The sequence below is a fragment of the Planktothrix rubescens CCAP 1459/22 genome (genome assembly GCA_904830895.1).
Classification (GTDB): domain Bacteria; phylum Cyanobacteriota; class Cyanobacteriia; order Cyanobacteriales; family Microcoleaceae; genus Planktothrix; species Planktothrix agardhii.
The window spans coordinates 1,755,817-1,780,354 of record LR882958.1 but is presented as its reverse complement, the minus strand read 5'-3'; the positions used below and the strand labels follow the sequence as shown (position 1 = coordinate 1,780,354).

General features: G+C 38.6%; 32 protein-coding genes. 18 read left to right on the top strand and 14 right to left on the bottom strand.

From position 1 onward, the window contains the following. Positions 1-37: 37 nt before the first annotated feature. The 3 genes from NMG86_RS08355 to NMG86_RS08345 form a co-directional block, all read right to left on the bottom strand. Positions 38-1,336, bottom strand: a complete 1,299-nt coding sequence (locus NMG86_RS08355; protein WP_026797426.1) for a glutamyl-tRNA reductase — start codon at positions 1,334-1,336, stop codon at positions 38-40. Between the two features lie 193 nt (positions 1,337-1,529). Beyond that, positions 1,530-2,567, bottom strand: a complete 1,038-nt coding sequence (gene glpX / locus NMG86_RS08350; RefSeq protein ID WP_026793527.1) for a class II fructose-bisphosphatase — start codon at positions 2,565-2,567, stop codon at positions 1,530-1,532. A gap of 160 nt (positions 2,568-2,727) precedes the next feature. After that, on the bottom strand, positions 2,728-3,402 hold the full coding sequence (locus tag NMG86_RS08345) for an MBL fold metallo-hydrolase (RefSeq protein WP_026787373.1): 675 nt from the start codon (positions 3,400-3,402) through the stop codon (positions 2,728-2,730). 57 nt (positions 3,403-3,459) lie between these two features. Here NMG86_RS08345 and NMG86_RS08340 point away from each other — a divergent pair, with 57 nt between their 5' ends. Beyond that, positions 3,460-4,932 (top strand): site-2 protease family protein, encoded by a 1,473-nt coding sequence (locus NMG86_RS08340; protein ID WP_026787374.1) that lies wholly within the window; start codon positions 3,460-3,462, stop codon positions 4,930-4,932. Between the two features lie 107 nt (positions 4,933-5,039). Here the strand turns inward: NMG86_RS08340 and NMG86_RS08335 are convergent, their stop codons facing one another. Further along, on the bottom strand, positions 5,040-6,245 hold the full coding sequence (locus tag NMG86_RS08335; protein ID WP_043937179.1) for a glycoside hydrolase family 10-like protein: 1,206 nt from the start codon (positions 6,243-6,245) through the stop codon (positions 5,040-5,042). A gap of 118 nt (positions 6,246-6,363) precedes the next feature. Beyond that, the gene (locus NMG86_RS08330) at positions 6,364-7,590 is read right to left on the bottom strand and encodes a DUF1501 domain-containing protein (RefSeq protein ID WP_026797425.1); all 1,227 of its coding nucleotides are present in this window, start codon (positions 7,588-7,590) and stop codon (positions 6,364-6,366) included. Positions 7,591-7,741: 151 nt separating this feature from the next. On the opposite strand from NMG86_RS08330, the gene NMG86_RS08325 reads away from it, so the two are divergent. From NMG86_RS08325 to NMG86_RS08300, 6 genes are all read left to right on the top strand, one after another. Then, a complete protein-coding gene (locus tag NMG86_RS08325; protein ID WP_267879836.1) occupies positions 7,742-7,867 on the top strand; it encodes a hypothetical protein in 126 nt (41 codons plus the stop codon). Positions 7,868-8,188: 321 nt separating this feature from the next. Next, complete coding sequence (locus NMG86_RS08320) at positions 8,189-9,577, top strand: AAA family ATPase (RefSeq protein WP_026787376.1); 1,389 nt, start codon at positions 8,189-8,191, stop codon at positions 9,575-9,577. A 5-nt stretch (positions 9,578-9,582) separates the two neighbouring features. Next, complete coding sequence (locus tag NMG86_RS08315) at positions 9,583-10,125, top strand: hypothetical protein (protein WP_026797424.1); 543 nt, start codon at positions 9,583-9,585, stop codon at positions 10,123-10,125. Positions 10,126-10,242: 117 nt separating this feature from the next. Next, positions 10,243-10,494, top strand: coding sequence for a type II toxin-antitoxin system RelN family antitoxin (locus tag NMG86_RS08310; RefSeq protein WP_026797423.1), 252 nt, complete (start codon positions 10,243-10,245; stop codon positions 10,492-10,494). Further along, positions 10,484-10,846 carry a type II toxin-antitoxin system RelE/ParE family toxin gene (locus tag NMG86_RS08305; protein WP_026787379.1) on the top strand — a complete coding sequence of 121 codons (363 nt, stop codon included), beginning with the start codon at positions 10,484-10,486 and terminating at the stop codon, positions 10,844-10,846. Before NMG86_RS08310 ends, NMG86_RS08305 begins: the two co-directional genes overlap by 11 nt. A 107-nt stretch (positions 10,847-10,953) precedes the next feature. Then, entirely contained in the window at positions 10,954-11,175 is a 222-nt protein-coding gene (locus NMG86_RS08300) for an antitoxin family protein (protein ID WP_036833099.1), read from the top strand. A gap of 175 nt (positions 11,176-11,350) precedes the next feature. Here the strand turns inward: NMG86_RS08300 and NMG86_RS08295 are convergent, their stop codons facing one another. Continuing rightward, the gene (locus NMG86_RS08295; RefSeq protein ID WP_237745588.1) at positions 11,351-12,172 is read right to left on the bottom strand and encodes an HNH endonuclease; all 822 of its coding nucleotides are present in this window, start codon (positions 12,170-12,172) and stop codon (positions 11,351-11,353) included. A gap of 58 nt (positions 12,173-12,230) precedes the next feature. Next, the gene (locus NMG86_RS08290; RefSeq protein ID WP_026793521.1) at positions 12,231-12,440 is read right to left on the bottom strand and encodes a hypothetical protein; all 210 of its coding nucleotides are present in this window, start codon (positions 12,438-12,440) and stop codon (positions 12,231-12,233) included. 146 nt (positions 12,441-12,586) lie between these two features. Between NMG86_RS08290 and acnB the strand changes: the two genes are divergently transcribed. The 6 genes from acnB (at position 12,587) to NMG86_RS08260 (ending at position 17,403) form a co-directional block, all read left to right on the top strand. Next, complete coding sequence (gene acnB / locus NMG86_RS08285; protein WP_026797422.1) at positions 12,587-15,211, top strand: bifunctional aconitate hydratase 2/2-methylisocitrate dehydratase; 2,625 nt, start codon at positions 12,587-12,589, stop codon at positions 15,209-15,211. Positions 15,212-15,510: 299 nt separating this feature from the next. Continuing rightward, complete coding sequence (locus NMG86_RS08280; RefSeq protein WP_043937182.1) at positions 15,511-15,906, top strand: endonuclease domain-containing protein; 396 nt, start codon at positions 15,511-15,513, stop codon at positions 15,904-15,906. Positions 15,907-15,936: 30 nt separating this feature from the next. Beyond that, positions 15,937-16,392: a DUF29 domain-containing protein gene (locus tag NMG86_RS08275; RefSeq protein ID WP_026787385.1), complete on the top strand. Its 456-nt coding sequence runs from the start codon at positions 15,937-15,939 to the stop codon at positions 16,390-16,392. Positions 16,393-16,548: 156 nt separating this feature from the next. After that, positions 16,549-16,758 carry a hypothetical protein gene (locus tag NMG86_RS08270; RefSeq protein WP_052338674.1) on the top strand — a complete coding sequence of 70 codons (210 nt, stop codon included), beginning with the start codon at positions 16,549-16,551 and terminating at the stop codon, positions 16,756-16,758. Positions 16,759-16,772: 14 nt separating this feature from the next. Then, positions 16,773-17,051, top strand: coding sequence for a type II toxin-antitoxin system RelE/ParE family toxin (locus NMG86_RS08265; protein WP_026787386.1), 279 nt, complete (start codon positions 16,773-16,775; stop codon positions 17,049-17,051). A 37-nt stretch (positions 17,052-17,088) separates the two neighbouring features. Then, the gene (locus NMG86_RS08260) at positions 17,089-17,403 is read left to right on the top strand and encodes a HigA family addiction module antitoxin (RefSeq protein WP_043937183.1); all 315 of its coding nucleotides are present in this window, start codon (positions 17,089-17,091) and stop codon (positions 17,401-17,403) included. Positions 17,404-17,844: 441 nt separating this feature from the next. On the opposite strand, the gene NMG86_RS08255 is transcribed toward NMG86_RS08260, so the two are convergent. The 4 genes from NMG86_RS08255 to NMG86_RS08240 form a co-directional block, all read right to left on the bottom strand. Beyond that, entirely contained in the window at positions 17,845-18,057 is a 213-nt protein-coding gene (locus NMG86_RS08255) for a type II toxin-antitoxin system HicA family toxin (protein ID WP_026787388.1), read from the bottom strand. After that, a complete protein-coding gene (locus NMG86_RS08250) occupies positions 18,054-18,254 on the bottom strand; it encodes a type II toxin-antitoxin system HicB family antitoxin (RefSeq protein ID WP_026797421.1) in 201 nt (66 codons plus the stop codon). Before NMG86_RS08250 ends, NMG86_RS08255 begins: the two co-directional genes overlap by 4 nt. A gap of 145 nt (positions 18,255-18,399) precedes the next feature. Continuing rightward, complete coding sequence (locus NMG86_RS08245) at positions 18,400-18,654, bottom strand: ParE family toxin-like protein (protein ID WP_026787390.1); 255 nt, start codon at positions 18,652-18,654, stop codon at positions 18,400-18,402. Further along, positions 18,654-18,857: a hypothetical protein gene (locus tag NMG86_RS08240; RefSeq protein WP_237745587.1), complete on the bottom strand. Its 204-nt coding sequence runs from the start codon at positions 18,855-18,857 to the stop codon at positions 18,654-18,656. The genes NMG86_RS08245 and NMG86_RS08240 overlap by 1 nt, the downstream gene beginning before the upstream one ends. Before the next feature lie 220 nt (positions 18,858-19,077). Between NMG86_RS08240 and NMG86_RS08235 the strand changes: the two genes are divergently transcribed. From NMG86_RS08235 to NMG86_RS08225, 3 genes are read left to right on the top strand one after another with little or no spacing between them, the layout of a single operon-like run. Next, positions 19,078-19,320 carry a hypothetical protein gene (locus NMG86_RS08235; RefSeq protein WP_043938764.1) on the top strand — a complete coding sequence of 81 codons (243 nt, stop codon included), beginning with the start codon at positions 19,078-19,080 and terminating at the stop codon, positions 19,318-19,320. Between the two features lie 40 nt (positions 19,321-19,360). Further along, the gene (locus NMG86_RS08230) at positions 19,361-19,579 is read left to right on the top strand and encodes a hypothetical protein (protein WP_026797419.1); all 219 of its coding nucleotides are present in this window, start codon (positions 19,361-19,363) and stop codon (positions 19,577-19,579) included. Further along, positions 19,579-19,800: a PIN domain-containing protein gene (locus tag NMG86_RS08225; protein ID WP_026787394.1), complete on the top strand. Its 222-nt coding sequence runs from the start codon at positions 19,579-19,581 to the stop codon at positions 19,798-19,800. Before NMG86_RS08230 ends, NMG86_RS08225 begins: the two co-directional genes overlap by 1 nt. Before the next feature lie 74 nt (positions 19,801-19,874). Here NMG86_RS08225 and NMG86_RS08220 read toward each other — a convergent pair whose 3' ends face one another. Next, a complete protein-coding gene (locus NMG86_RS08220; protein WP_026797418.1) occupies positions 19,875-21,299 on the bottom strand; it encodes an NADP-dependent isocitrate dehydrogenase in 1,425 nt (474 codons plus the stop codon). A 285-nt stretch (positions 21,300-21,584) separates the two neighbouring features. Here NMG86_RS08220 and NMG86_RS08215 point away from each other — a divergent pair, with 285 nt between their 5' ends. Both NMG86_RS08215 and argJ read left to right on the top strand, forming a co-directional pair. Continuing rightward, positions 21,585-21,716 carry a hypothetical protein gene (locus tag NMG86_RS08215; protein ID WP_267879837.1) on the top strand — a complete coding sequence of 44 codons (132 nt, stop codon included), beginning with the start codon at positions 21,585-21,587 and terminating at the stop codon, positions 21,714-21,716. 37 nt (positions 21,717-21,753) lie between these two features. Next, positions 21,754-22,995 carry a bifunctional ornithine acetyltransferase/N-acetylglutamate synthase gene (argJ, locus tag NMG86_RS08210; RefSeq protein ID WP_026797416.1) on the top strand — a complete coding sequence of 414 codons (1,242 nt, stop codon included), beginning with the start codon at positions 21,754-21,756 and terminating at the stop codon, positions 22,993-22,995. A gap of 14 nt (positions 22,996-23,009) precedes the next feature. Here the strand turns inward: argJ and NMG86_RS08205 are convergent, their stop codons facing one another. Together NMG86_RS08205 and NMG86_RS08200 are read right to left on the bottom strand one after the other, a co-directional pair. Then, positions 23,010-23,180: a hypothetical protein gene (locus NMG86_RS08205; protein ID WP_026787397.1), complete on the bottom strand. Its 171-nt coding sequence runs from the start codon at positions 23,178-23,180 to the stop codon at positions 23,010-23,012. A 64-nt stretch (positions 23,181-23,244) separates the two neighbouring features. Continuing rightward, on the bottom strand, positions 23,245-24,504 hold the full coding sequence (locus NMG86_RS08200) for a serine hydrolase (protein WP_043938766.1): 1,260 nt from the start codon (positions 24,502-24,504) through the stop codon (positions 23,245-23,247). Positions 24,505-24,538 lie beyond the last annotated feature (34 nt).

Genomic DNA, 24,538 nt, shown 5'->3' with positions numbered 1-24,538 from the left:
TAAGATCAGGAGTCAGTCTTGAGAAAAAACAGTCAACCTAACTGTATTGTTGACTAGAATTTTTTTCAGGTTCTAAATTAAACAAAGTTTGTAAAGTTTGCATCGCCCGACGTCGAGCTTCAATATCCTGTTGAGCGCGAAGTTGTACCATTGGATCATGAAGAATTTTATTAACAATTCCTCGCGTTAAAGCTTCAATCACTTCTTGATGTTTGTCAGCGAATTCTGAACCTAAGCGAGATAGGGCTTTTTCTAATTCCTGTTCTCGAATGGTTTCAATTTTATCGCGTAAACAGTTAATCACAGGAACAGTTTCTAAACTACGCCACCAGACCTCAAAGGCTTGGACTTCTTCGTCTAATAAAACTTCGGCTTCCTGTGCCATTTTACGACGACTTTCATGATTTTGGGCTACAACTGCTTTTAAATCATCCACGTTATAGGCTTGAACATTGGCTAATTCCGTGACATCCGTAGCAATATTTCGAGGGACAGAAATATCCACTAACATTAGGGGTTGAGATGGGGTTAAAATCGTTTCTAATTTAGCTCGGTCTATAATGGGTTCCGTAGCGGAGGTACTGGTAAATACAATATCAGAATTCGCCATTACAGACATCATTTCCGACATGGTATAAATCCGTAAATCAGCATCGGGAAATTGATTGGCTAATTCCTTTGCCCGTCCTAACGTCCGATTTAAAATAGAAATTTGGTTTGCACCTTTTGATAATAAGTGCTGAACCAATAACCGAGACATTTTACCAGCACCTAAAATGGCAACTCGATAATTACTTAAGTTCTGGACTTTCATCTGCACTAATTCGACCGCAGCCGAACTAATAGAAACTGCTCCTGTACCAATACTGGTCTCGGTTCTGACCCGTTTTCCGGCTGTTAATGCTTGGGTAAATAAACGGTTTAGAATGCGACTAATCCCTTTATGTTGTTGACTTAATTTATGGGTTTGTTTAACTTGAGATAAAATTTGTCCTTCCCCTAAAACTAAACTATCTAACCCGGAGGCTACTCGCATTAAGTGCATGATGGCATCATCATGAATCAGGGTAAATAAATGGGGCCGTAATTGATTTAAAGGTAATTTACTTTTTTCCGATAAAAATTGAGTGACTTCTCGGATTCCGGGTTGAGTTTCGGTTGCTACCAAATAAATTTCTAAGCGGTTACAGGTGCTAAGAATCGCAACTTCTTGGAGATGGGGATAACTTAATAAATGAGCGATCGCCGCTTCTAATTGAGGTTCGGGAATACTCAATTTTTCACGAACTTCAACGGGAGCAGTCTTGTGACTTAGACCTACAACAGCAATATTCATAAAACAGTTGTTATAAATTGGGGTTAAAAAATCAGTGACCAGTGATCAGTTTTAGGGGCGGGTTCATCGAGATTTAGGTGATTAACAAAGATCTAAAAGAACCTGCCCGTACCAGTTATCAGTTATCAATTGTTAGCTAAAAACCAAAAATCAAAAACCAAAAACCAAAAACTGATTACTGACTGCTTAAAAATTAGTGCAACTGAATATTTTTGGGTGCGCCAAACATATGAACAGTATCAACAAAACGAGCAGTTTTAGACAGAGAAGAAATGACCAAACTTTGAGTCCGAGCGCCACCACTAAAGAAGCGTACCCCTTGCATCAAAGTCCCGGGTGTGATCCCACAAGCCGCAAACAACACCGTTTCACCAGAGGCTAATTCATGGGCATCATAGACCTTATCAGCATCATTGATTCCCATTTCTTCGAGGCGATTTAGATTACCTTCTCTGCTTTCCCCAATCAATCCGGTTTTCACCACTTCTGGATCATAGATTAACTGACCTTGGAAGTGACCGCCCAAAGCCCGCATTGCTGCGGCCGAAATCACCCCTTCTGGTGCCGCCCCAATTCCCATCAGTGCGTGAATATTGGTTCCCGAAAAGGCACAGGAAATGGCAGCAGAAACGTCTCCATCACTGATCAAACGCACCCGAGAGCCGGCTGTGCGAATTTCATTGATCAAGTCTTTGTGGCGGGGACGATCCATAACCACCACCACTAAATCCTCAATGGAGCGATTCATGCAGTCGGAGAGAATTTTCAGGTTTTCGGTGGCAGATTTGTTAATATCAACGTGATTCTTAGCCACCGCAGGAGCCGCTAATTTCTTCATGTAGAAATCAGGAGCCGCAAATAGACCGCCTTTTTCAGAAATTGCTAAGACGGCCATGGAGCCATTTTGACCATAGGCGACTAAGTTAGTTCCTTCGCAGGGGTCAACGGCGATATCAATTTCCAGAAGTTCGTCGGGGTTACAGAATTTGGCTGCATCCTCTTGGGTACAGATCCCAACTTCCTCACCAATATAAAGCATGGGGGCTTCGTCTCTTTCCCCTTCCCCAATTACGATCCGTCCTCTCATGTGAATTTGGTTCATGCGTTTACGCATGGCTTCCACGGCCACATGGTCGGCCCCATTTTTGTCGCCTTTCCCCATTAAACGAGCCGATGCGATCGCAGCTTGCTCGACGACTTCAATAATCTCTAACCCAATAACATTATCCACAGAATTTTTTCCTCCCAAGAACTGAGATTGCCGAATTATTAGACACTCCCAGTGTTTTAGTCTATCAGAGGGGGGATGCGGTTTTCATTTGGGGGAGTTTAGTTTTTGTTAATTTTTACTGCGAGTCAGGGGAGTCAGCATCTATTAAAAGTCCTCTGGGCTAAAAAATCGCTGCTGTCAGCAAACAGGCTTCTAAATCCAGGGTGGCCAATTGGTTGTAAGCCTGATTAATCAAACGTTCTCCCCGTAAGGCTCCGGTATTGGCCCCCGGACAAATATGGTGCAAGGTATCGGAATTAAAGCCCTCTAATATTAATCGAATACTGTTTAATTGTCGTGGCCAATGGAAGGTTTTGGCGGTGCGGAGGGGAACAGGTTGGCCATGGAGATTTGGTAATAGATGACGTCCGGTGAACAATACCCCCCCATGTCCACTAAAATAGAGGCAGGATGAACCCGGAGAATGTCCTGGTGTCCAAAAAACCGAACTCTGGGAACTCAACTTTAACTCAGTCTCAAAAGTGGTGACGTTGGACTCAGGTAGTAAATAGGCTTCTTGCTCTTGGATCAGAATATTGCATCCGGTGGATTTTTGAATTTCGCGCGATGAGCCAATAGCCGCCCGATGGGTAATAAATAACCACTGAAGGCCCCCTAGCTGCTCGATAAACTGCTGATTAGTCGGATTCCAAGGGGGAGCATCAATTAGGATATTCCCCTGGTTCTCTACAATGAAATAGGCTGTTCCGCCCAAGGTTTCCCGGTTGGGTGGGAAAGCATAAATATTTTCCAGCACAAGCCGGGGGGTTTTGGGTACAGAACGCTCCTGTAACATATTATTAGATTAATTTTTAGGGTGTAATTGTCGATTTTAACTTAATTAAAACTACCGATGATCATGTTATTTTGGTTAATAATTTTGGGGTTGATGACCTACTGGCTTCTACAAAGGGGTGTGGCTCAAATTACCCGGACTCCGGTTTGGTTACTTTGGTTGGTGATGATGACTCCGGCGTTCATTTGGGGGACTTGGATTTGGATCTACGATCAAAAACCGATTCCCGCCGAGTTAGTGATTATTCCCTTTATTGTTTGTCCCTGTTTATATTGGTTTTTGGTGCAGTGGGGGCGTCTTCCTCCGCCATCACCGGAATCAGATATTGCTACTCCAAAAAACTCGATTCTTCCCCTGGAAAAACCCAGTTTACCACGCCCCCTAGATCAACAGGAAGAAGACATTCTTCGCAGTTGTTTTCCTTGGACGGTGTTTCCCTTACATAATATTGAATATCGTTTACAATCGGTGATTTGTCGGGGTCAGTTACGGTCTAATCCTGATCGGGCTTATCAGACGATTAGAGACAATATTAAGGCTAAATTTAGCGATCGCTTTTTAATTGCTTTTCAACAGGATCTCCAAGATAAACCATTTTTTGCTTTAGTCCCTAATCCATATCAAGAAAAGGCTGATTCGATTCAATCTCAACCCTTAAGTCAGCCGATTTTGGCTTTATGTTTATTTTTAATTACTCTATTTACAACCACGGTGGCGGGTGTTGAAATGGCAGATATTCCCCTGGATGATTGGCAAGACAACCCCAGTTTATTATTGGCAGGACTACCCTATAGTATTGCTTTAATGGTAATTTTAGGGATTCATGAGTCCGCCCATTATTTAACGGCTCGCTGGTATAAAATCAACGCGACTTTACCTTATTTTATCCCGATTCCTTTTTGGTTAGGAACTGTGGGTGCTTTTATTCAAATGCGATCGCCTTTTCCCCATCGTCAAGCATTATTTGATATTAGTATTGTTAGAGTTTTATCTGGATTTATCATCAGCTTACCGCTATTAATTTTGGGGTTAAGTCAGTCAACGGTTGTTCCTTTTGATCCGAAAATTTCAGGATTTTTAAATTTTGAATCCTTGAATCCTAGTTTTTCATTTTTGTTAACAGTATTAAGTAAGTTGATATTAGGTGCTGGGTTAACTTCTGAACACGCGATTAATTTACATCCAGTGGCGATCGCTGGATATTTGGGATTAATGATCACAGCATTTAATTTAATCCCAATCGGACAACTAGATGGCGGTCATATTGTTCATGCTATGTTGGGTCAAAAAACCAGTCTAATTATCGGTCAAGTGGCACGATTCTTAATCTTAATTTTAGGATTAATTCACAGTGAATTTTTGATCTTTGCCCTATTATTATTCTTTTTTCCTTTACAAGATGAACCCGCCTTGAATGATGTCAGTGAACTCAATAATATTCGAGATATTATTGGGTTATCAACCTTGGGATTATTATTATTAATTATCCTACCGATGCCTTCTGTTATTGCTCAATTGTTGAATTATTAAGTAGGGATTGGGTCTCCCAACCCTCTTTGTGCTTGGGTTTGGAGACTTTCCCTTAAACCCCTTTTTAGGGCTAAAGCCCAACAACGAGTTTTAACGAATTTTAAAGATTATCTCATAAATGCCCGCGAAGCTGGATAATAGAATAGGGATTGAAATTTTGCTTGTCTTTCATTAGCAGGCTCAGGCGCTTCATCCCATAAACTTTCATAGAAAAAGAACGAAAACCCTAAGCCATTTTGACGCGCCGCTTGTATCTTAGCTTGAATTTGTTGCATCGAGATCGGTCGATTTCTTAAACCCGTTAAAATTCCTACTCCAGTCGGAATTTTTCCCCGCGCCTCTTGAATTTCTGGCTTAATTAATTCTCTAGTAAAACTCGGTAAATCGGGTCGATAAATCTGTACAATTAACTCATCAACTAGATTTTTTTTCACCCAACTAACCCAATCTTGCAGATGACTATTATAAGCAGTATGATAGGGATTGGGAGCAACGGAAAAAATCGCTTTAGGATTTTTCGCTTTCACGGTTTTATTCAATTTTTCCACAAATTCTGTAATTTTATTCGCACGCCAACGCACCCAAGTTGGGTCTTTTGGGTCTTTTGGAGGGAGTGAATTTGTTTGTTGCTGATACAACTTAACCGTATAGGGATCATAACCAAATTCAATCGGTAAACTCAAGTGATCATCAAATTGAATACCATCCCCTTGATATTGAGTCATGACTTCCAAAACTAAATTGGTAATTAATTGTTGTACTTCTGGATGAAAAGGATTTAACCAAACTACCTCTCCGGCGGCGCCTTCCCAGGTTTGAATTCCATCTTGACGGCTGGTTAACCACTGGGGATGATTTAAAGCTAATTCCGAAGACGGTGAGGTCATAAATCCAAATTCAAACCAAGGAATTACTAATAATCCTTTTTGATGACTTAGATTAATTAAATCTGCTAAAATATCTTGTCCCTGTAATCCTTTACGAATAAATGGTTGAAAACCTCCCGCTTGAGCAACTCCACTGGGATAAAACACATAACCAGAATTCCAAACCACCGGATAAATCGTATTAAAATTTAGTCGTGCTAGTTGATTAACTGCTTCCTGTAATTTAGCATGATCTCTAACAATATCTGTATCATTAGTAGTTACCCAAACTCCTCGAATTTCTGGAAATATTTTGGGAGTATTTGCAATACCAGGGTGAGCAGATAATAAAACTATTAATCCCAGCCCCAAAATCATCAGAGAAATTGATTTAAGTATTTGTTTTGTGCCTTTTGAAAGACCATATCGCCACGAATTTTTCGCCATGAAACCCAAGTGTATAAGTTTAAAACAGGAATCATCAATTTAGCAGATAACCCTGTATTTTTAGAATATTTTAATAATTTACCAAATTTTACTGACTTTCTAACAGAAAATCTCAATTTCAGAGTAAACTTACGGTTTGAGTCGGAGTAAAGTCGGGGAAAACTCGACCCATCTGCTGAGAATTGAGTTTAAATTGACTCGCTAAAATCTGAGCAATTACCTCTCTAAAATCCGTTGTCACCTTTAAATCCCGTTGTTCAAATAACTCCGATTTGGCTAAACCCGGCCATTTTCCATAAACTTTTCCCCCTTGAATTGCCCCGCCCAAGAGCCACATCACATTCCCATAGCCGTGATCCGTCCCGCCATTACCATTTTCCTGAACCGTGCGGCCAAATTCCGACATCACCACAATCGTTGTATCCGAATAAACATCCCCCAACCGTTCCACTAACGCCATCAATCCCTCTGATAAAAAAGCCAACCGATTCGCTAACAGTCCGGTTGCTCCCCCCTGACCAACGTGGGTATCCCAGCCCCCTAGATTCATGAACGCCAGTTGAATACTAGGATCTCGCACTAACAAACTCGCCAGTTGTCGAGCTTCCCCCGCAAATCCCTTGGGTAAGGGTGCTCCTTGGTTGGCGGCTTGCATTTCCGCGTCCAATTCCTTCAGGAGTTGTTCCCTGGCGCTTCTCCCTTCTCGGTAGGCTAAACTGAGGGCATCGTTACTGGCATAAAGTTGATCAAAGGCGGTTTTGACTTGATCTCGATCAATGGGGAGTTCCCGGGTACTATTGGAATTGAGGGTAATATTAGCTACCGATTGGGAACCTGATAAAATACGGGGAATCACCGTACCCACGCTGACAGCCTCAACGGGAGTTTTTCCGGGCAAAACACCCAATAAACGGTTCATCCAGCCATCGGGGGTTTTTTGATTGTTGGGGGTTCCGGTTTCCATCTGGTCTTGGGCTTCAAAGTGGGAACGGTTGGAAATCGGAGAACCAACGGCATGAACAAAAGCCAAACTGCTTTGTTTCCAAAGAGGAATGACGGGAGATAAAGCCGGATGCACCCCAAAAAACCCATCTAAATCTAACGCTCCTTTTTCGGCTCCAGGTTTGGGAATGGCAATCACCGGACGAGCGGCATAATATCCGGGTTCAGCATAAGGAACTACCACATTTAAACCATCAATTCCACCTCGGAGAAAAACCACAATTAAGCGTTTTGAGCCGGGGGAAGCCGCTAAACTTTTAGCAATCCATCCCTGAGTACCTAAAGTTGCGATCGCTGATGTGCCTGAAATTCCTACAAATTTTAAAAATTGCCGTCTATCCATTCTGTTAACCTCATTGATAAGAGTAGAAATCGGGGTAAATTGTGTTAATCAAGTTAGGAGAATGGTTTAATATATAAAAGATAATCTTAAGGGTTGTTTATTATTCCCATAATATAGCACAAAACCGGAACTTTAATCAAAGGAGTTAAACATGATTTTAAAAGGCGGTGAACCCGGGGCTAAGGTTCGAGAAATTCAAGGTCAGTTAGAACAGTTTGGCTATAATATTGTTTTGAATTTAACTTTATCAGGACTTACGCAGATGCGCTATGCCTAGCGTAGCTCTGTATAGAAAATTGAGTTTTCAGGCTTGGGGGGTATGAAAAAGCGGAGGTTATCGACTAATTTATTGTGTTGAATCTCTGACTTCAGTTTTATTGTTAACGATTTACAGTAAATCTGAACAGCAAGATATTAGCATTAATTAGATTAATTTGATTTTAAATGAATTTTATGGGAATGAATAAACGTGCATTAGAAACTTCTTTGAGAAACCGGGTTTCTGAGCGATCGCACTTTATACCCTATCCTAATTTAATAAAAATTTAATAAAATCTGCTATAATAATATTGAGTAAACTGTTATAAAAGATTAAATTATGGTTAAATCAGTTCAAAAAAGTAATTCTACAAAATCAAAAAATGAGAAATTTGAAGGAATTACTAAAATATCTGTTAGTGGCTATAAATCTATTGCTAATCCCTGCTCTATAGAAATTCAAAATTTAACAATACTTTCAGGAGCCAACAGTTCTGGTAAATCTAGTATTATGCAACCTTTACTTCTGCTCAAACAAACCTTGGAAGCAACTTATGATCCAGGCGCTTTATTGTTAAATGGTGCTAATGTTAAATTTACATCTACAGAACAAGTTTTTTCTAAGCTATCTTCTAAAAAATACAAAGATTTTTCTATTGAAACCGAAATAAATCAATCTAGTTCTATTAGACTTAATTTTTATAAAACGACTAAAAATATTGACATAAAACAAATGGTTTATCAAGAAAACGGCGAACCAGAAGCAGTTTTTAGAACAGACATGACTCCAGAAGAAATTGAAAAGAATTTACCTAAACAAGTTAAAAAAATTTATCAAGATTTATCAAGTAAAATAAATAATGATCATGAGTTTTCAAAAATGATTTATTTTAATGTAGAGAGAATTAGATGTTTTTTGGAAGTTAAATTACTTATAAATCAAGATGATAAATCTATCCCGCAAACATTTTTTAGCTTTACTCGCTCAGGACTATTTCAAAAATATATTCGTGATATTATTCATGTACCTGGTTTAAGGGGAAATCCAGAACGGACTTATCCAGTAACAGCAATTGGGGAACAATTTCCAGGTACTTTTGAGAATTATGTCGCTAGTGTGATTAATAATTGGCAAATAACAAAATCTTCTAAACTTAAAGACTTGGCTAGATATTTAAAGATTTTAGGGTTAACAGGTAAAGTTGACACTAAACAGATTAATGATACTCAAGTTGAAATTAGAGTAGCTCGACTTCCTTGTAATTTTAATCCTAAAACTAAATCTACAGAGATGGTTAGCATTGCTGATGTCGGTTTTGGCGTTTCTCAAACTTTACCTGCTCTGGTTGCGTTATTAGTTGCTGAACCTGAACAATTAGTTTACCTAGAACAACCAGAAATTCATTTACATCCTCGCGCTCAAGCTGCCTTAGCTGATATATTAATTGAATCGGCGAATAGAGGGGTAAGAGTTGTGATAGAAACTCACAGTGACTTGATTTTAAAACGAATTCAATCGTTAGTTGCAGAAGATAGAATTAAACCTGATAAAGTTAAGTTACATTGGTTTACTCGTGATCAAGAAGGTTGTACAAATATAACAACGGCTGATTTAGATAAAGCAGGTACATTTGGAGATTGGCCCGAAGATTTTAGCGAAGTTGATTTACAAGAAGAAAGTCGCTATTTAGATGCGGCAGAATTAAAACTTATGAATGAATCTAATTAGCTTTAATGAAGAATAAACAATCAAAATATTTAGTTATTGATGCTTCTGTTGCTCGTTCTTGTGGCGGAGAAGACGCTAAACATCCAACTTCAAAAAATTGCCGTGATTTTTTAAATGCTGTTTTAAAAATATGCCATTCTATGGTAATGACTGATGAATTAAAAGCAGAATGGAATAAACATGAATCAACATTTGCTAGAAAATGGCGAGTTAGTATGATAGCCAGAAGAAAGTATAAATATTGTGAAAATGTAACGTTAAGTGAATTAAGGAATAAACTTGAACAATTAGATATAACTTATAAAACCAGAGAAGCAATTTGGAAAGATATTTGTCTTGTGGAAGCAGCGATCGCTACTGATAAAATTATTATATCATTAGATGATAAAGTTAGGGATTATTTAGCCGAAATTTCTGAAAATATCCCTGAAGTTAAATTAATTCTATGGTTAAATCCTGACAAAGAATCTGAAGTTATCAAATGGTTAGAAGCGGGAGCAATATTAGAAAATAAAAGACTACTTGGCTATCGTGAAGAATCTTCCTAAATCCACAGTTGCACATAATAGAAACAGGGTTTCTGAGCAATCGCACTTTATACCCTATCCTAATTTCATAAAATTTGTTATAATAATATTGAGTAAACTGTTATAAAAGATGAAATTATGCAAGCATTTGAAGTCATGGGAACAGTGGATGAAAAAGGGCAATTAATTTTAGATCATCACCTTGATATTAATACACCGAGTCGGGTTAAAGTGATTGTTTTAGTTTCTCCCCAAGATGAATCAGAATCTGATCCTGATGATACTCCTGTGGAAGAAATTAAAGCTAGTTTAAGACGAGGGTTACACGAAATGAAAACAGGACAAAGAATTCCTTTAGAAAAAATGTGGGAGGGGATAGATGCAGAATAATTCATCATTCGTTAACATTGATTTAACACCTGAGTATAAACGAAATTTAAGAGATTTAGCCAAAAAATACCGAAATATTCGTTCTGATACTCAGTCTGTTATTATAGAACTGCAAAAAGGCAATTTTATTGGCGATCGCTTGCAAGGATTTGGGATCAGTTATTTTATTTACAAAGTCAGGGTTAAAAATAGTAATATTCAAAAAGGCAAAAGTGGAGGTTATCGGTTAATTTATTGTGTTGAATCTCCAACTTCTGTTTTATTGTTAACGATTTACAGTAAATCTGAACAGGAAGATATTAGCATTAATGAGATTAATTTGATTTTAGATGAATTTTATGGGAATGAATAAACGTGCATTAGAAACCTGGTTTCTAAGAAGCGATCGCACTGTTAACTAAATCTTGTTGATTAGGTTATAATAAGAATTAATTAGTTAAACTCAAAGTCTAATTTATTATGATTCAACAAGTGTCAGCAATTTATGAAAATGGGTTATTGCGTCCTTTGCATAATCCTAATTTACCAGAAAATAGTCAAGTTAATCTTGTTATTGAGAGTAATCTAAATTCATCTCATCCATTATTACAATTTGCTGGTATTCTTAGTGATCAAGAAGCTCAAGAACTTGAAACTATTATTAATCAAGAATTTAATCAAGTAAATAAAGATGAATGGTAGTATTGCTTTAGATACATCAGTGGTTATTCGCTATTTAAACGGTAATCAATATTTGGATTTTAGCAACTTGTGATAGTGATTTTACCTATGTAGATGGTTTATCTATTGAACAATGGTAAATTAAGCAATAAATAACAAGCGATCTCACTTCTAACTCCCTTAACAAGCAATAACTTTAATTATTTATATTAAGTAAATTTTTAATTTCTTCTATAGTAAAAGGAGGATTTTTTCTATGTATCATTGCATGACAATTTGGACAAACTGGACGTAAATCTTGAATAGGATCAACTTCATATTCTTGATTAATTTCAGATAAAGGTATTAAATGATGAACATGAATAAAATCTTTTCCTATTTCTCCAAAAATGTTCTCAAAATTAAATGCACAAACATAACAACCTGTTCCATAATATTCAATACATTTTTTCCGAGCTTGATTATTTCTTTCATAACGATTTACAGTTATACTTTGTTTAGCCCCTTCATAAAGATTTATGATTTCAGTTTCATCTGATAATTCATCAGGCAATGTAAAAAATATGTTATTTAGTGTATTATAAGCCAATAAATTATCAATCTCTCTTTCAATATAATTTGTGCTGTTTATATCGGATTTTTGATTAACCCAACCTAATGCTTCTAAAGCTAGAGCAACTACTTCATACATTTGCCAGTAAAAATAATTTTTATTGGCATAACCACTGGATAAAATACTCCACCACTCATAATCCCCTGATTTCCTTTGATTAGGTTTTAATCCAATTGAATCTGATAATAAATGTCCCAAACGGCCATAAAGAGAATTAACAACTGAACGACCTCCATTGATCTCTGCTAATTCTGCAAGTTGTGTAGCTGTAACTATTTTATTAGGAGAATAATATTGTTTTTGTAGTAAGCATAATTGATTCTTGCTTATGCGTTCTTTTATATCCTTAAATCCCTGAATATATTCTTCTTTTGATGGCAAATTATCTAGCTTATAAATTTTCATTTTATTTTTTAAAATTATTAATATTACATAAAAAGTATCGAAACAACAAAAAATATTTTTAACCCATATCTCTCCCTAAACGAATAGCAACTTGAACAGAGAAATCTTCAGGAGCATCAATAGAAATTTCCTGTAATTGAGACATTAAACTAGGCTTTTTAACAGGTTTTTCTGAACTACTTAATTGTTCAATCATGCCATAAACTTCATTAAGTTGTTCTTCTGTTAAATTTTCTAATTTTTCTTGAATTATTTGTTTTGTAACCATAGTCACCTACCTAAAATAAAGATTCTATTCTTGATCATAATCTATAAATCATCTTTTCTGATCAATTCGTTTACCAGTAACTCCCGTAAACTTCCTATTACAATACAATAACAAAATTAAGGTATTACAGGAGAACACCCCCACCCATGCTACAAGCCTATCGTCAACACGCCGAAGAACGCGCCCAACTGGGTATTCCGCCCCTTCCCCTCAACGCCGAACAAACCGCCGCACTCTGCGAACTCTTGAAAAACCCGCCGGAGGAGGAAAAAGAATTCTTGATGACATTGCTCAGAGACCGTATCCCCCCCGGTGTCGATGAAGCCGCTTATGTCAAAGCCGCCTTTTTAACCGCTATTGCCAAAGACGAAATCACCAGCCCCCTGATTTCCCATCAAGGCGCGGTTTCCCTTTTAGGTACAATGGTGGGAGGCTATAACGTCCAATCTTTAATCGACTTACTTAAAGCCCGGGATGAGAATATTGCCACCGCCGCCGCTACCGCCCTCAGTAAAACCCTATTAGTCTTCGACGCCTTCAATGATGTTCTGCATTTATCAGAGGTTAACCCCTTTGCTAAACAAGTCATTGACGCTTGGGCGGAAGCAGATTGGTTTATCGGACGTCCGAAACTGCCTAAAACCATTACCGTAACTGTCTTTAAAGTACCTGGGGAAACCAACACCGATGACCTTTCCCCCGCTACCCATGCCACAACCCGCCCTGACATTCCTTTACACGCTTTAGCTATGTTGGAAAGTCGGATGCCAGGAGGGTTAGAAACCATTGCTGAACTGAAGAAAAAAGGGCATTCTGTCGCTTATGTCGGAGATGTTGTCGGCACGGGTTCTTCTCGGAAATCCGCGATTAATTCCGTATTGTGGCATATTGGCAACGATATTCCCTACATTCCCAATAAACGCTCTGGCGGTTATATTTTGGGTGGAAAAATTGCCCCGATTTTCTTTAATACCGCCGAAGACTCCGGTGCTTTACCGATTGAGTGTGATGTGAGTCAACTTAATACAGGGGATGTGATTACCATTTATCCCTATAAAGAAGAAATCACCAACGAAGCCGGAGACGTAATTTCTACCTTTACCCTCAAACCCGATACTATTTTAGATGAAGTCCGGGCTGGGGGTCGGATTCCCTTATTAATTGGTCGCAGCTTAACCGATAAGACCCGTCTCGCCTTGGGTTTAGAACTTTCTAATTTATTTGTACGTCCAACCCCCCTTAGTAAGGGAGGATCAAGGGGGGATCAAACCGGAAAAGGCTTTACCCTCGCCCAGAAAATGGTCGGAAAAGCCTGCGGGTTGGCGGGTGTACGTCCAGGGACATCCTGCGAACCGTTGATGACCACCGTAGGTTCCCAGGATACCACTGGCCCGATGACCCGGGACGAACTCAAGGAACTCGCCTGTTTGGGATTTTCCGCCGATTTGGTGATGCAGAGTTTCTGTCACACCGCAGCATACCCCAAGCCCGTTGATATCAAAACCCATCAACAATTACCCGATTTCTTCTCCACTCGGGGTGGTGTGGCCCTGCGTCCGGGGGATGGGATTATTCACTCTTGGTTAAATCGGATGCTGTTACCCGATACGGTGGGAACTGGGGGCGACTCCCACACCCGTTTTCCCCTGGGGATTTCCTTCCCGGCGGGTTCGGGGTTGGTAGCATTTGCCGCAGCACTCGGTGTGATGCCTTTGGATATGCCGGAATCGGTGTTAGTCCGATTTAAAGGAGAATTACAACCGGGTGTGACGTTGCGGGATATTGTTAACGCCATTCCTTATGTTGCCATGCAGCAAGGCAAGTTAACTACGGCTAAGGAAAACAAGAAAAATGTTTTCAATGGTCGGATTATGGAAATGGAAGGTTTACCAGATTTAAAGGTGGAACAAGCCTTTGAATTAACCGACGCAACAGCCGAACGTTCCTGTGCTGGATCTACGATTAAGCTCAGTCAAGAAACCATTGCCGAGTATTTACGTTCCAATGTTGCCCTAATGACTAATATGGTGGCACGGGGTTATCAAGACGCCAAAACCATGATGCGACGGGTGGCAAAAATGGAACAATGGTTAGCAAATCCGGTGTTAATGGCAGGGGATGAAGATGCCGAATATGCTGATATTATTGAAGTGGATTTGAACCAGATCAAAGAACCGATTGTGGCGGCTCCTAATGACCCCGATAATATTAAGTTAATGTCGGAATGTACGGGAGACAAAATTGATGAGGTATTCATCGGTTCTTGTATGACGAATATTGGGCATTATCGGGCGGCTGCTAAGATATTAGAAGGGGCATCGAAAACCAATGTTCGTCTGTGGATTTGTCCCCCAACTCGCATGGATGAAAAGCAATTACGCGATGAAGGAATTTACGAGGTTTTTGATGCTGTTGGGGCGAGAAATGAGATGCCGGGATGCAGCTTATGTATGGGAAATCAAGCCCGAGTTGCAGATGGGGTAACGGTGTTTTCAACCTCTACTCGTAACTTCAATAATCGCATGGGCAAGGATGCGCGGGTCTATTTAGGTTCGGCAGAATTAGCGGCGGTTTGTGCGTTATTAGGACGGATTCCAACGGTTGAAGAATATCGGGAAATTGTGACTAAGAAAGTTGACCCGTTTGCGGCGGATTTATACCGTTATCTGAACTTTGATCAAATTGCTGGATTTGAGGATGAAGGTCGGGTGATTCCGTTAGCAGAAATGCCAAAAATTGAAGATATTTTGGGTATTCCGGCGTTGACCTAACCCCCCTTCCGGTGCAAGGGAATGGGGGGATAATCTGGTAGACTTTTGTTGTGATCACAAATACTAATCTTCCTCCCCTCTCCTTGTAGGAGAGGGGTTGGGGGAGAGGTCGCAAGGGTTGACCTAACCCCCCTAACCCCCCTTCCGGTGCGAGGGAATGGGGGGATGATCTGGTAGACTTTTGTTGTGAGCATAAACAATACTCTTACTCCCCTCTCCTTATAGGAGAGGGGTTGGGGGAGAGGTCAAACAAGCGATCGCACACAATATAAAATTTTAATGCTATAAAACATATCAAGATGGAACCTAAGAATATTGTTGTCGGACAAAAGATAACATCTGAAAAATACCAGCGTTCTAAACAACTGCGTCGGGAAATGACTCCAGAAGAAAAAATCCTCTGGGAACAGTTAAGAAGAAATAACTTAAATGGATTACACTTCCGCCGTCAGCAAATTATTGATGGTTTTATCGTAGATTTTTACTGCCATCAAGCTCAATTAGTTATAGAGGTGGATGGAGAAATTCATGACCTACAGGTTGAGTCAGATCAAGAACGGGATGCTATTTTAACTGCTAGAGGATTAAAAATATTTAGAATTAAAAATCAAGAGATCAGACAAAATTTACAGGGGGGTTTTACAACAAATTATAGGTTTTTTGTAACTTCTTATAAAAATAGGATACATATTTAATCATAAATGATAAATTAAAGGCGATTAACCATGATTAACTCATCCACGACAAGACCTAATACTCTTTATGAACAAGACTTTTATCTCTGGATACAAACCACTGTTCAACAGTTAAAAGAAAATAAATTAAATGAAATTGATATTCCAAATTTAATTGAAGAAATTGAAAGTATGGGAAGAAGTGAAAAACGGGAATTAAAAAGTCGTTTAATTGTGTTATTAATGCACCTATTAAAATGGCACTATCAACCGGAAAAACGCAGTGAAAGTTGGCGCAGTACCATCACAGAACAACGGATTTGTATTGAAGGGTTATTAGAAGATAGTCCTAGTTTGAAACCTTTGCTTTCAGAAGTATTTGAGGACTGTTATCAAAAGGCACGTCTAAAAGCATCGGATGAAACAGGGATTAAGTTAAATTTCTTTCCAAAGGAGTCACCGTTTAGTTTAGAGGAAACTTTAGAATCTAGTTATGTTAATGAGTAACATCTGTTGTGACTGTTTTCCTACTCCCTGCTATACTTTAGCTATTGCTCCTGCGACAATAAAATAGTATAATTTTACGGATAAGCCTAAAAAGATCAAGGAATATATGGTGATCGTTGCCCAAATTATTCAATCTCTGGAGAATGTTTCAATTTAATGAGTAAAGTTATTTTATTAGATTCTGCACCAGTGGGATTAATTACTAATCCTAAAGCGACGCCTTTATCAGTACAATGTCAACAATGGTTTTTAAGTCTTTCTCAAAGAGGTTATCAAGTAATTTTACCCGAAATTATAGATTATGAAATTAGACGGAAATTATTAAGAGCGAATGCGGCTTATTATTTACTAAATTTAATAGGATAAGGGAGATTTGATGAATGATTCAAACCTTTAAAAATAAAGCTCTTGAAAAACTCTTTCAAGAAAATATTAATAAAGGAGTACCTCATAATTTAGAAAAGAAAATAAGAATTAGATTAGAGGTCATAGATTCAGCATTAATGTTAGAAGATATTAGATTACCAGGTTATGATTTACATGAACTTAAAGGCGATCGCCAAGGAACTTGGTCAATTAAAGTATCAGGAAATTGGCGAATTACCTTTAGCTTTGAGGATGGTGAGGTTTATGATGTCAACCTCGAAGATTATCATTAAAATAGTAAAGTATGTAATTCATCAGGAAGGTTAAATTATGATACAGAAAAGAGACGATTTGATCCAAGACAGACCCGAAAAACCAGTACATCCTGGCGAAGTTATTGCAGATATTTTAGAAGATTTAGCAATTACTCCGACACAATTTGCCGAAATTTTAGGAGTCTCTAATCAAGTTGTTAATGAGATTATTCAAGGTGAACAACCGATTACTGTTGATTTAGCTATTAGAATTGGTAAAGCTTTTGGTAATGGTCATAGACTTTGGTTAAATCTTCAGCAAAAAGTTGATGTTTGGAATGCTTGGCAAATTCATCAACAAGAATATGATCAAGTATTAACTTTAGTTTAATTAAAGTTAAGATAGGGCTAAAGCCCAACTACAAACTTTAAAATTTAGTACAATTCATGGAGGTTTGATTATGGTTTTGAATTGGTAATTAATGACAAAAATCTTGATTTTCAAAGATGGCGTTTTGAACAAGAAAAGTCATTACAATTGTAAATTATACAATTAAATCAAGATTTTCAGCGTGAATTAGCAATTTATCAACGGCAAACTTCCTTAAAAGTTGTTGAAGAACAAAAGAGAAGGGATTAAATTGAATTTTTTCCCCAAGGAGTCACCGTTTAGTTTAGAGGAAACGTTAGAATCTAGCTATCTTAATGAATAAAATTAGTTTTATAGGTTGGGTTTCATTGGGTTTTGGTGACTAAAAAAACTGAAGAATTGAGGCAGAGCCTCATAGAAAGTATTCCCAGGCTCCAGCCTGGGAACAAGAAAAACAATCAATTATAAATTAAGATCATCTTCAGTTAAACCCGCATCCTTCAGAATCGCTTTTAATGTTCCGATGGGTAAATCTCTATTCCCATGAACAGGAATCACAAGAATAACTGAACTATTTTCTTTACTATAAATATGATGACTTCCCTTTACCCTGTTTAATTTCCATCCCACCTTTTCAACAATTTTGCACAGCACTTTCCCTGAAACTGACTTCATAGAGAAATCTCCACTAATTGCTGTTTTTCAGTGGGAGATTGTTGTTCACTTGCAACTTCTAACCAACCTTCGATCGCATCTTTCACCATTTCCATTAAATGTTCGTAACTCTCACCCCAAGTACGACAACCAGGTAATGCAGGAACACTCGCACACCAAACGTTATCTTCTTGCCAAACAATAACTTTAATTTTCATATTTTGATTTTTTATTAGTACAATTTAACTGATTTTATCACAATCTAATATTAACTGGCTACAGGAGAAGATCCCTTTGCTTTTCTAACTCAGTTCAGGTGTTGAAATGCGATCGCTCTTTCTGGGATTTAGGGTGCGATCGCTTTTATTTACTGATTAATCTATCATATTCATCATGAGTACCAATCCAAAACCATAAAATTCCATTTTTAACCTCAATTCCTAACGCACGATAAGCTTTACCTACTCTTACAGACCAATATTTATTAACTTTCTTAAAATGTAACGAAGGATGATTAGGATTAGTTTTTAATAATTCATAAGAAGCATCTGCTATCTGTTGTATATCTTCAGGTAGCTGATTATAAAATAACCAAAATTTGCGATTAGTATAGTGCATTACATTTCTTGATAATCTCCGGCTTCAAATTCAGCAAGTGCTTCAGATGCTATATCATCAAGTTTACCCTTTATGATATCTTGTTCTAACTGTTTATCCCATTCTTGATAATCTAAGTCTAATAACCAATTGCGTAATTTACTAAAATCTTGTTCAGAAAGATTTAAAATTGCCTTTTCAATTTGTTCAATGTTCATAGCCATAAAATATTATTTCAAGTTTTTGATAAAACAGTTCGATCAGATTATAACATTTTATTATTTTTGTAGGGAAGTTGGAGGGGCGATCGCTCTTTTGGGGAGTTGGATGTGCGATTGCTTTTCTAACTCAGTTCAGGTATTGAAATGCGATCGCACTTTATAAAATTGATATTATGCTATAATAATATAGTAATTATCAATAATATTGCTAAATGTAAAGCCGATGATTAATCCATTAACAATATCTCCAGAGATTGCAACCGCAATGGAAACCGTTGCTCAACAGTTTGATTTATCTGTTACCGAATTATTAGAACGAATTAGTCAAGGGAAATTAACGGTTATTAATCCTGAAGAATTAGAAGATTTTCTGGATTTAAAGGATGCGATTCAAGCTGAAAATGATCCTGAAAATAAAGAAAGAGTTTCTTGGGATGTAATTAAACGTAATTTATGGATAAAATAGAAAGTGTCTCAATGATAAATAACTGGACGAGCTAAAAATTATGTTAAAACAACCGTTATCTAATCTCAACTTTGAAGAATTAAAAACCCTAATTGTTTCAATTGTTGATGAAAGACTTAGAGAACAAAAAATTATCAAACAATCTTCTAATCAACACCAGTTGACGGAAATCTTTAAATCTATTGATTCTCATATTTGGAATCCTCCTAACTCTGTTCCTTCTACCTTACAACTTTTACAGGAGGATCGCAATAAATAATGAATCATTATATTATTGATGCTAGTATTGTGATTCAGCGATTTATTCAGCAAGAATACACTGCACAAACCCGAATACTTTTTAATCGCCTCTTGGAAGGAGATCAGTTTTATATCCCTGAATTTTGCTTATTAGAATGTACAAATGTCATCTGGAAGCAAGATAGAATAATTGCTCTGCGGTCTAAGGTTAGGGTGTGGGGTTGCGATCGCTCAACTTAGAGTCCTAAAGGACTCACTACAAAGTAGTAAGCCCTTCAGGGCTTAATCAGAGTCCTGAAGGACTCACTACCAAATTAATCATTGAAGTGCTTAATAATTGCATCGGCAAATTCTGAACATTTCAAGGCTTCAACAGGGGGTTCGATTAACCGAGCTAAATCATAGGTGACTTCTTGATTAGCGATCGCTCCACTTAACCCTTTTTTAATCAAATCAGCGGCTTCTTGCCAACCCATATATTCTAACATCATCACCCCCGATAAAATCAGAGAACCAGGGTTAACTTTGTCTAACCCGGCGTGTTTGGGTGCAGTGCCATGGGTGGCCTCAAAAATAGCACATTCATCGCCAATATTTGCCCCTGGGCCCATTCCTAAACCCCCGACCATGGCGGCAGCCGCATCGGATAAATAATCCCCGTTTAAATTCATCGTAGCCAGGATAGAATATTCATCGGGACGGGTTTGAATTTGTTGGAAAATACTATCGGCAATCCGGTCATTGACCATAATTTTTTCTTTCCATTTCCCATTACCGTGAGTTTCCCAAATAGCATTGAGAACTCCTTCCACTTCTTGAGAAATTTCGGCTTTTTTCTCAGCAGTTAGGGAATCATAACCCGGGTCAATCATCTTGGCATTATCTTCAATGGAAAGATTGGGATTTTTTTCTTTATTCCCTAAAATCCAAGATTCTCGTTCGGTGATACATTCGTTACGAAATTCCGTAGTCGCCAGTTCATAACCCCAATCTCGGAAGGCTCCTTCGGTATATTTCATAATATTACCTTTATGCACCAGCGTCACCATTTGTTTATTTTTAGGTAGACGCAATGCTTGATAAATAGCCCGACGAACTAACCGTTGAGATCCGGTTTTACTAATGGGTTTAATTCCAATTCCAGAATCCAGGCGAATTTGTTTTTTCCCATGTTCAGGAGTCGCCGGAATTAACTCCGTATTCAGAAAATTAATTAATTTTTCCGCAATTTCGGTTCCCTCACGCCATTCAATTCCTAAATAAATATCTTCGGTATTTTCCCGATAGATAATCACATCTAATTTTTCCGGGGTTTTGTGGGGGGAAGGGGTTCCAGTATAATATTTACACGGACGTACACAGGCATACAGATCATGAATTTGTCGTAATGCCACATTTAAAGACCGAATCCCGCCTCCGATGGGAGTGGTTAAGGGCCCTTTAATGGCGACACCATATTCCCTGATGGCGTTAGTGGTGTCTTCCGGTAAATATTGATAAGTGCCGTAGAGTTCGCAGGCTTCGTCCCCAGCGTAGACTTTAAACCAACTAATTTTACGTTGATCTCCGTAGGAGGCTGCAATAGCCGCGTCTAAAACTTTCTCGGTAGCTGGCCAGAGGTCAATCCCTGTACCATCTCCCCGAATGAAGGGAATAATCGGATTATTCGGGACAATGGGTTCACCATTTTTGAAGGTAACTTTCTCGCCTGTGGTCGGTGGAGTGATTTTGTCGTACATATTCCTAAGATGTGGAAAATAAATTTTCCCTATTTTGTCATGATTGTTTACATCGATCCCCATTATCGACTAAAAAATTTTAGTTTTTCTGTTAAAATCGGCACAAGTATTCTGAATATTTATATTATCCTAGGGGACTTAGGCAGGTACACTATATATGGTGTGCAGCAAGCCATCAAAAAAGAAAGGTAATTGTTAGAGTTATCTTAGATTTAACATCTATCTAGTAAAACGTAGTAAGCCATTCAGAGCTTCCATACTCAAATTAATATTAATTTAGGGAGCATGAAAACAGAAGAAGCACTGGCAATTTTAGCAAATCACACAGAAGAATTAAAAGATTTGGGAGCGATCACGGGGACAACACATAAACACCACCTTTCAGTTTCGGGTTTCGGGTCAGTGTTATTGATATAATCCCTTCTCAGTAATCTTGGAAACGGAAGGGGAAATCATGTCAGATTGGAAAGTTATTGAGGGTGGGGTGACTGCCCCTAGAGGGTATCGGGCGTCGGGAATTACTGCGGGATTGAAAGCATCGGGATTACCGGATTTAGCCTTAATTGTCTCCGATGTAGATGCGATCGCAGCCGGGGTATTTACCACCAGTCAAGTTAGAGCCGCCTGTGTCGATTATTGTCGTCAACAACTACAAACCAAACCCAGTGCCAAAGCCATTTTATGTAATTCAGGACAGGCGAATGCCGCCACGGGATCAGCAGGTTGGACAGATGCGGTAGACTCTGCCCAAGCCCTAGCCCAAGTCCTCAATATTGCACCGGAATCGATTTTACTGGCTTCTACTGGAGTCATCGGTCAACGGATTAAAATGGATATCCTCAAGGCTGGGATTCCCAAGTTAGTTGAGGAATTGTCAGAGAATGGTAACGCGGCCGTGGCTAAGGCGATCATGACCACGGATTTAGTCCCGAAAACCATTGCCCTAGAAACCATGTTTGGGGATCGTCCCGTGAGAGTGGGGGGAATTTGTAAAGGGTCTGGGATGATTCACCCCAATATGGCAACAATGTTGGCTTTTGTCACCTGCGATGCGGTGGTTTCTCCTGCCCTCTGGCAAGAAATGTTAAGTCGTGCAGCTAACCGGAGTTTTAATCAAGTTACTGTGGATGGCGATACGAGTACGAATGATTGTTTAATTGCTTTGGCAAATGGGGCGTCTCGGACTCCAGCGATTACGGCTATGGGGCCAGAAGCGGAAAAATTAGAAGGAATGTTAACGGCCGTTTGTGAATATTTGGCCAAAGCGATCGCCCGGGATGGGGAAGGGGCCACCTGTTTAATTGAAGTTCAAGTTTCGGGGGCAGAAGATGAAGCCTCGGCTTGTAAAGTGGCTAAAACCATTGTAGGTTCTTCTTTGGTGAAGTCCGCCATTTTTGGTCATGATCCTAACTGGGGAAGAATTGCGGCGGCTGCTGGCCGGGCGGGAGTCCATTTTGATCAGAATGATTTAGAAATCAAATTAGGGGATTTTGTCTTAATGCAGCAGGGTCAACCCTTACCTTTTGATCGGAATGCGGCTAATGAGTATTTAAAACAAGCCAAAACAGGAGAATATCTCAAAGAAGACACGGTATTAATTTCAGTTAAAATTGGCAATGGCTCCGGTGTTGGTAAAGCCTGGGGATGTGATTTAAGTTATGACTATGTAAAAATTAACGCTGAATACACCACTTAATCAGTGATCAGTTATCAGTCATCAGTTATCAGTTTATTTCCTGTTCCCTGTTCCCTATTCCCTGTTCCTGTACAAAAAACACAGGTTTCTTCCCGTTGAATTTCCCCGGAACAATCTCGAATTTCTATATAGCCTTTTCCCTGACAATGGGGACAGATTTGATCAATGATTTTGTTTTTTTTCATAAGATTAAGCCCTGAAGGGCTTACTACAATGATTGTGATTAAGCCCTGAAGGGCTTACTACGGTTTAATTATTCGTTCCTACCATGGGAAAGGATAATTGATTGAATTGAGTTATTTTTTCGGAAGTGGCTTTTAAGGGGGTTTGATTTAAACGATTAAAAATATAACGAGAAATGTCGGGGAAAACCTGTTCATTTTTTGAATAGGCGGGATCATCTCCAAATACGGCTAACACATAAATTGCTTTATCGTTTAAGGTTCTAACAAAGGCGACTTCTTGACGAGAACGACTGGTATAACCGACTTTAGAAGCATAGTAAATATCGGGAGGTAAGGATTCTCCTAAAAATCCAGCAACGGAGTTATAATCAATATTTTTCCAGGCTTTTGGGTTTAAATCACGGGTTAATAAATATGCCATTTTGGTACTAGCTAAGGGAGAAATAGCTTGTTTTGTGTAGATTTCATACATTAATCGGGCTGTTTGGTCGGTGGTGACGAAATTTCCTTTGGAATAGGCGGGATTTTCTCGTAATTGTAAATCTCGACCTGTGGGTTCTTCTCCTATCCCAGTAATTGGATAATTTTTAGTGGTTAAATTAATTCCAGTATAACCGGATTTCTCAAAGAATTGATTAACTTGACTGCGTTTTTCTACCCATTTATCTAATTCTGATTTGTCTAATTTTTCTCCTGATTCGGTTTTGGTAATCGCATCAACAATGCGGCTGGCTGAATCATTATCGGAAATTCGCAACATCTGGGATAGGTCGGTATAAAAGGGGGATTCCTTGGGAATATATCCTTTTTCTGCATAGCCAAAAAATTGAACCATCCAAAATAATTTGGCAACACTGGCGGGAAATCTGAGTTTAGTATTGTTATATCCGGCGATGTTATGGGTAGCAGATTTACTAACATCAATTAATGTAATAGATAGGGATTCTGTGGGTAATCCTTGGTTTTTGGCAATATCAACTGCACCATCAATAATAGTTTGTAAGTCTTGATTGGGGGCTAAATTAGGAAGAGTTTTAATATTATAAACTACGGTTTTATCGGTTTCGGTCGCCGCTGGGGCAGAAATGGTAATATTCTGAGTTTGGGGTTGCGGTTTTGCAGGTGGAAATAATAGCTTTGACAGTGCTCCGACTGTCCAATTAACGGTTAGTAATAGGGCAATTAAAAATATAATTCGAGGGTAGTTTAATTTGGCTAATCTATGAGGTGTTCTAGTCCCTACTCTAACAGGCGATCGCCTTAAAGAACGATTAGGAACAGTAGAATTTCTAACGGAACGACGACGTTGGGTAATATAAGCCATATTAGAGACAATAGGAAAATAAATCTAGGATAGC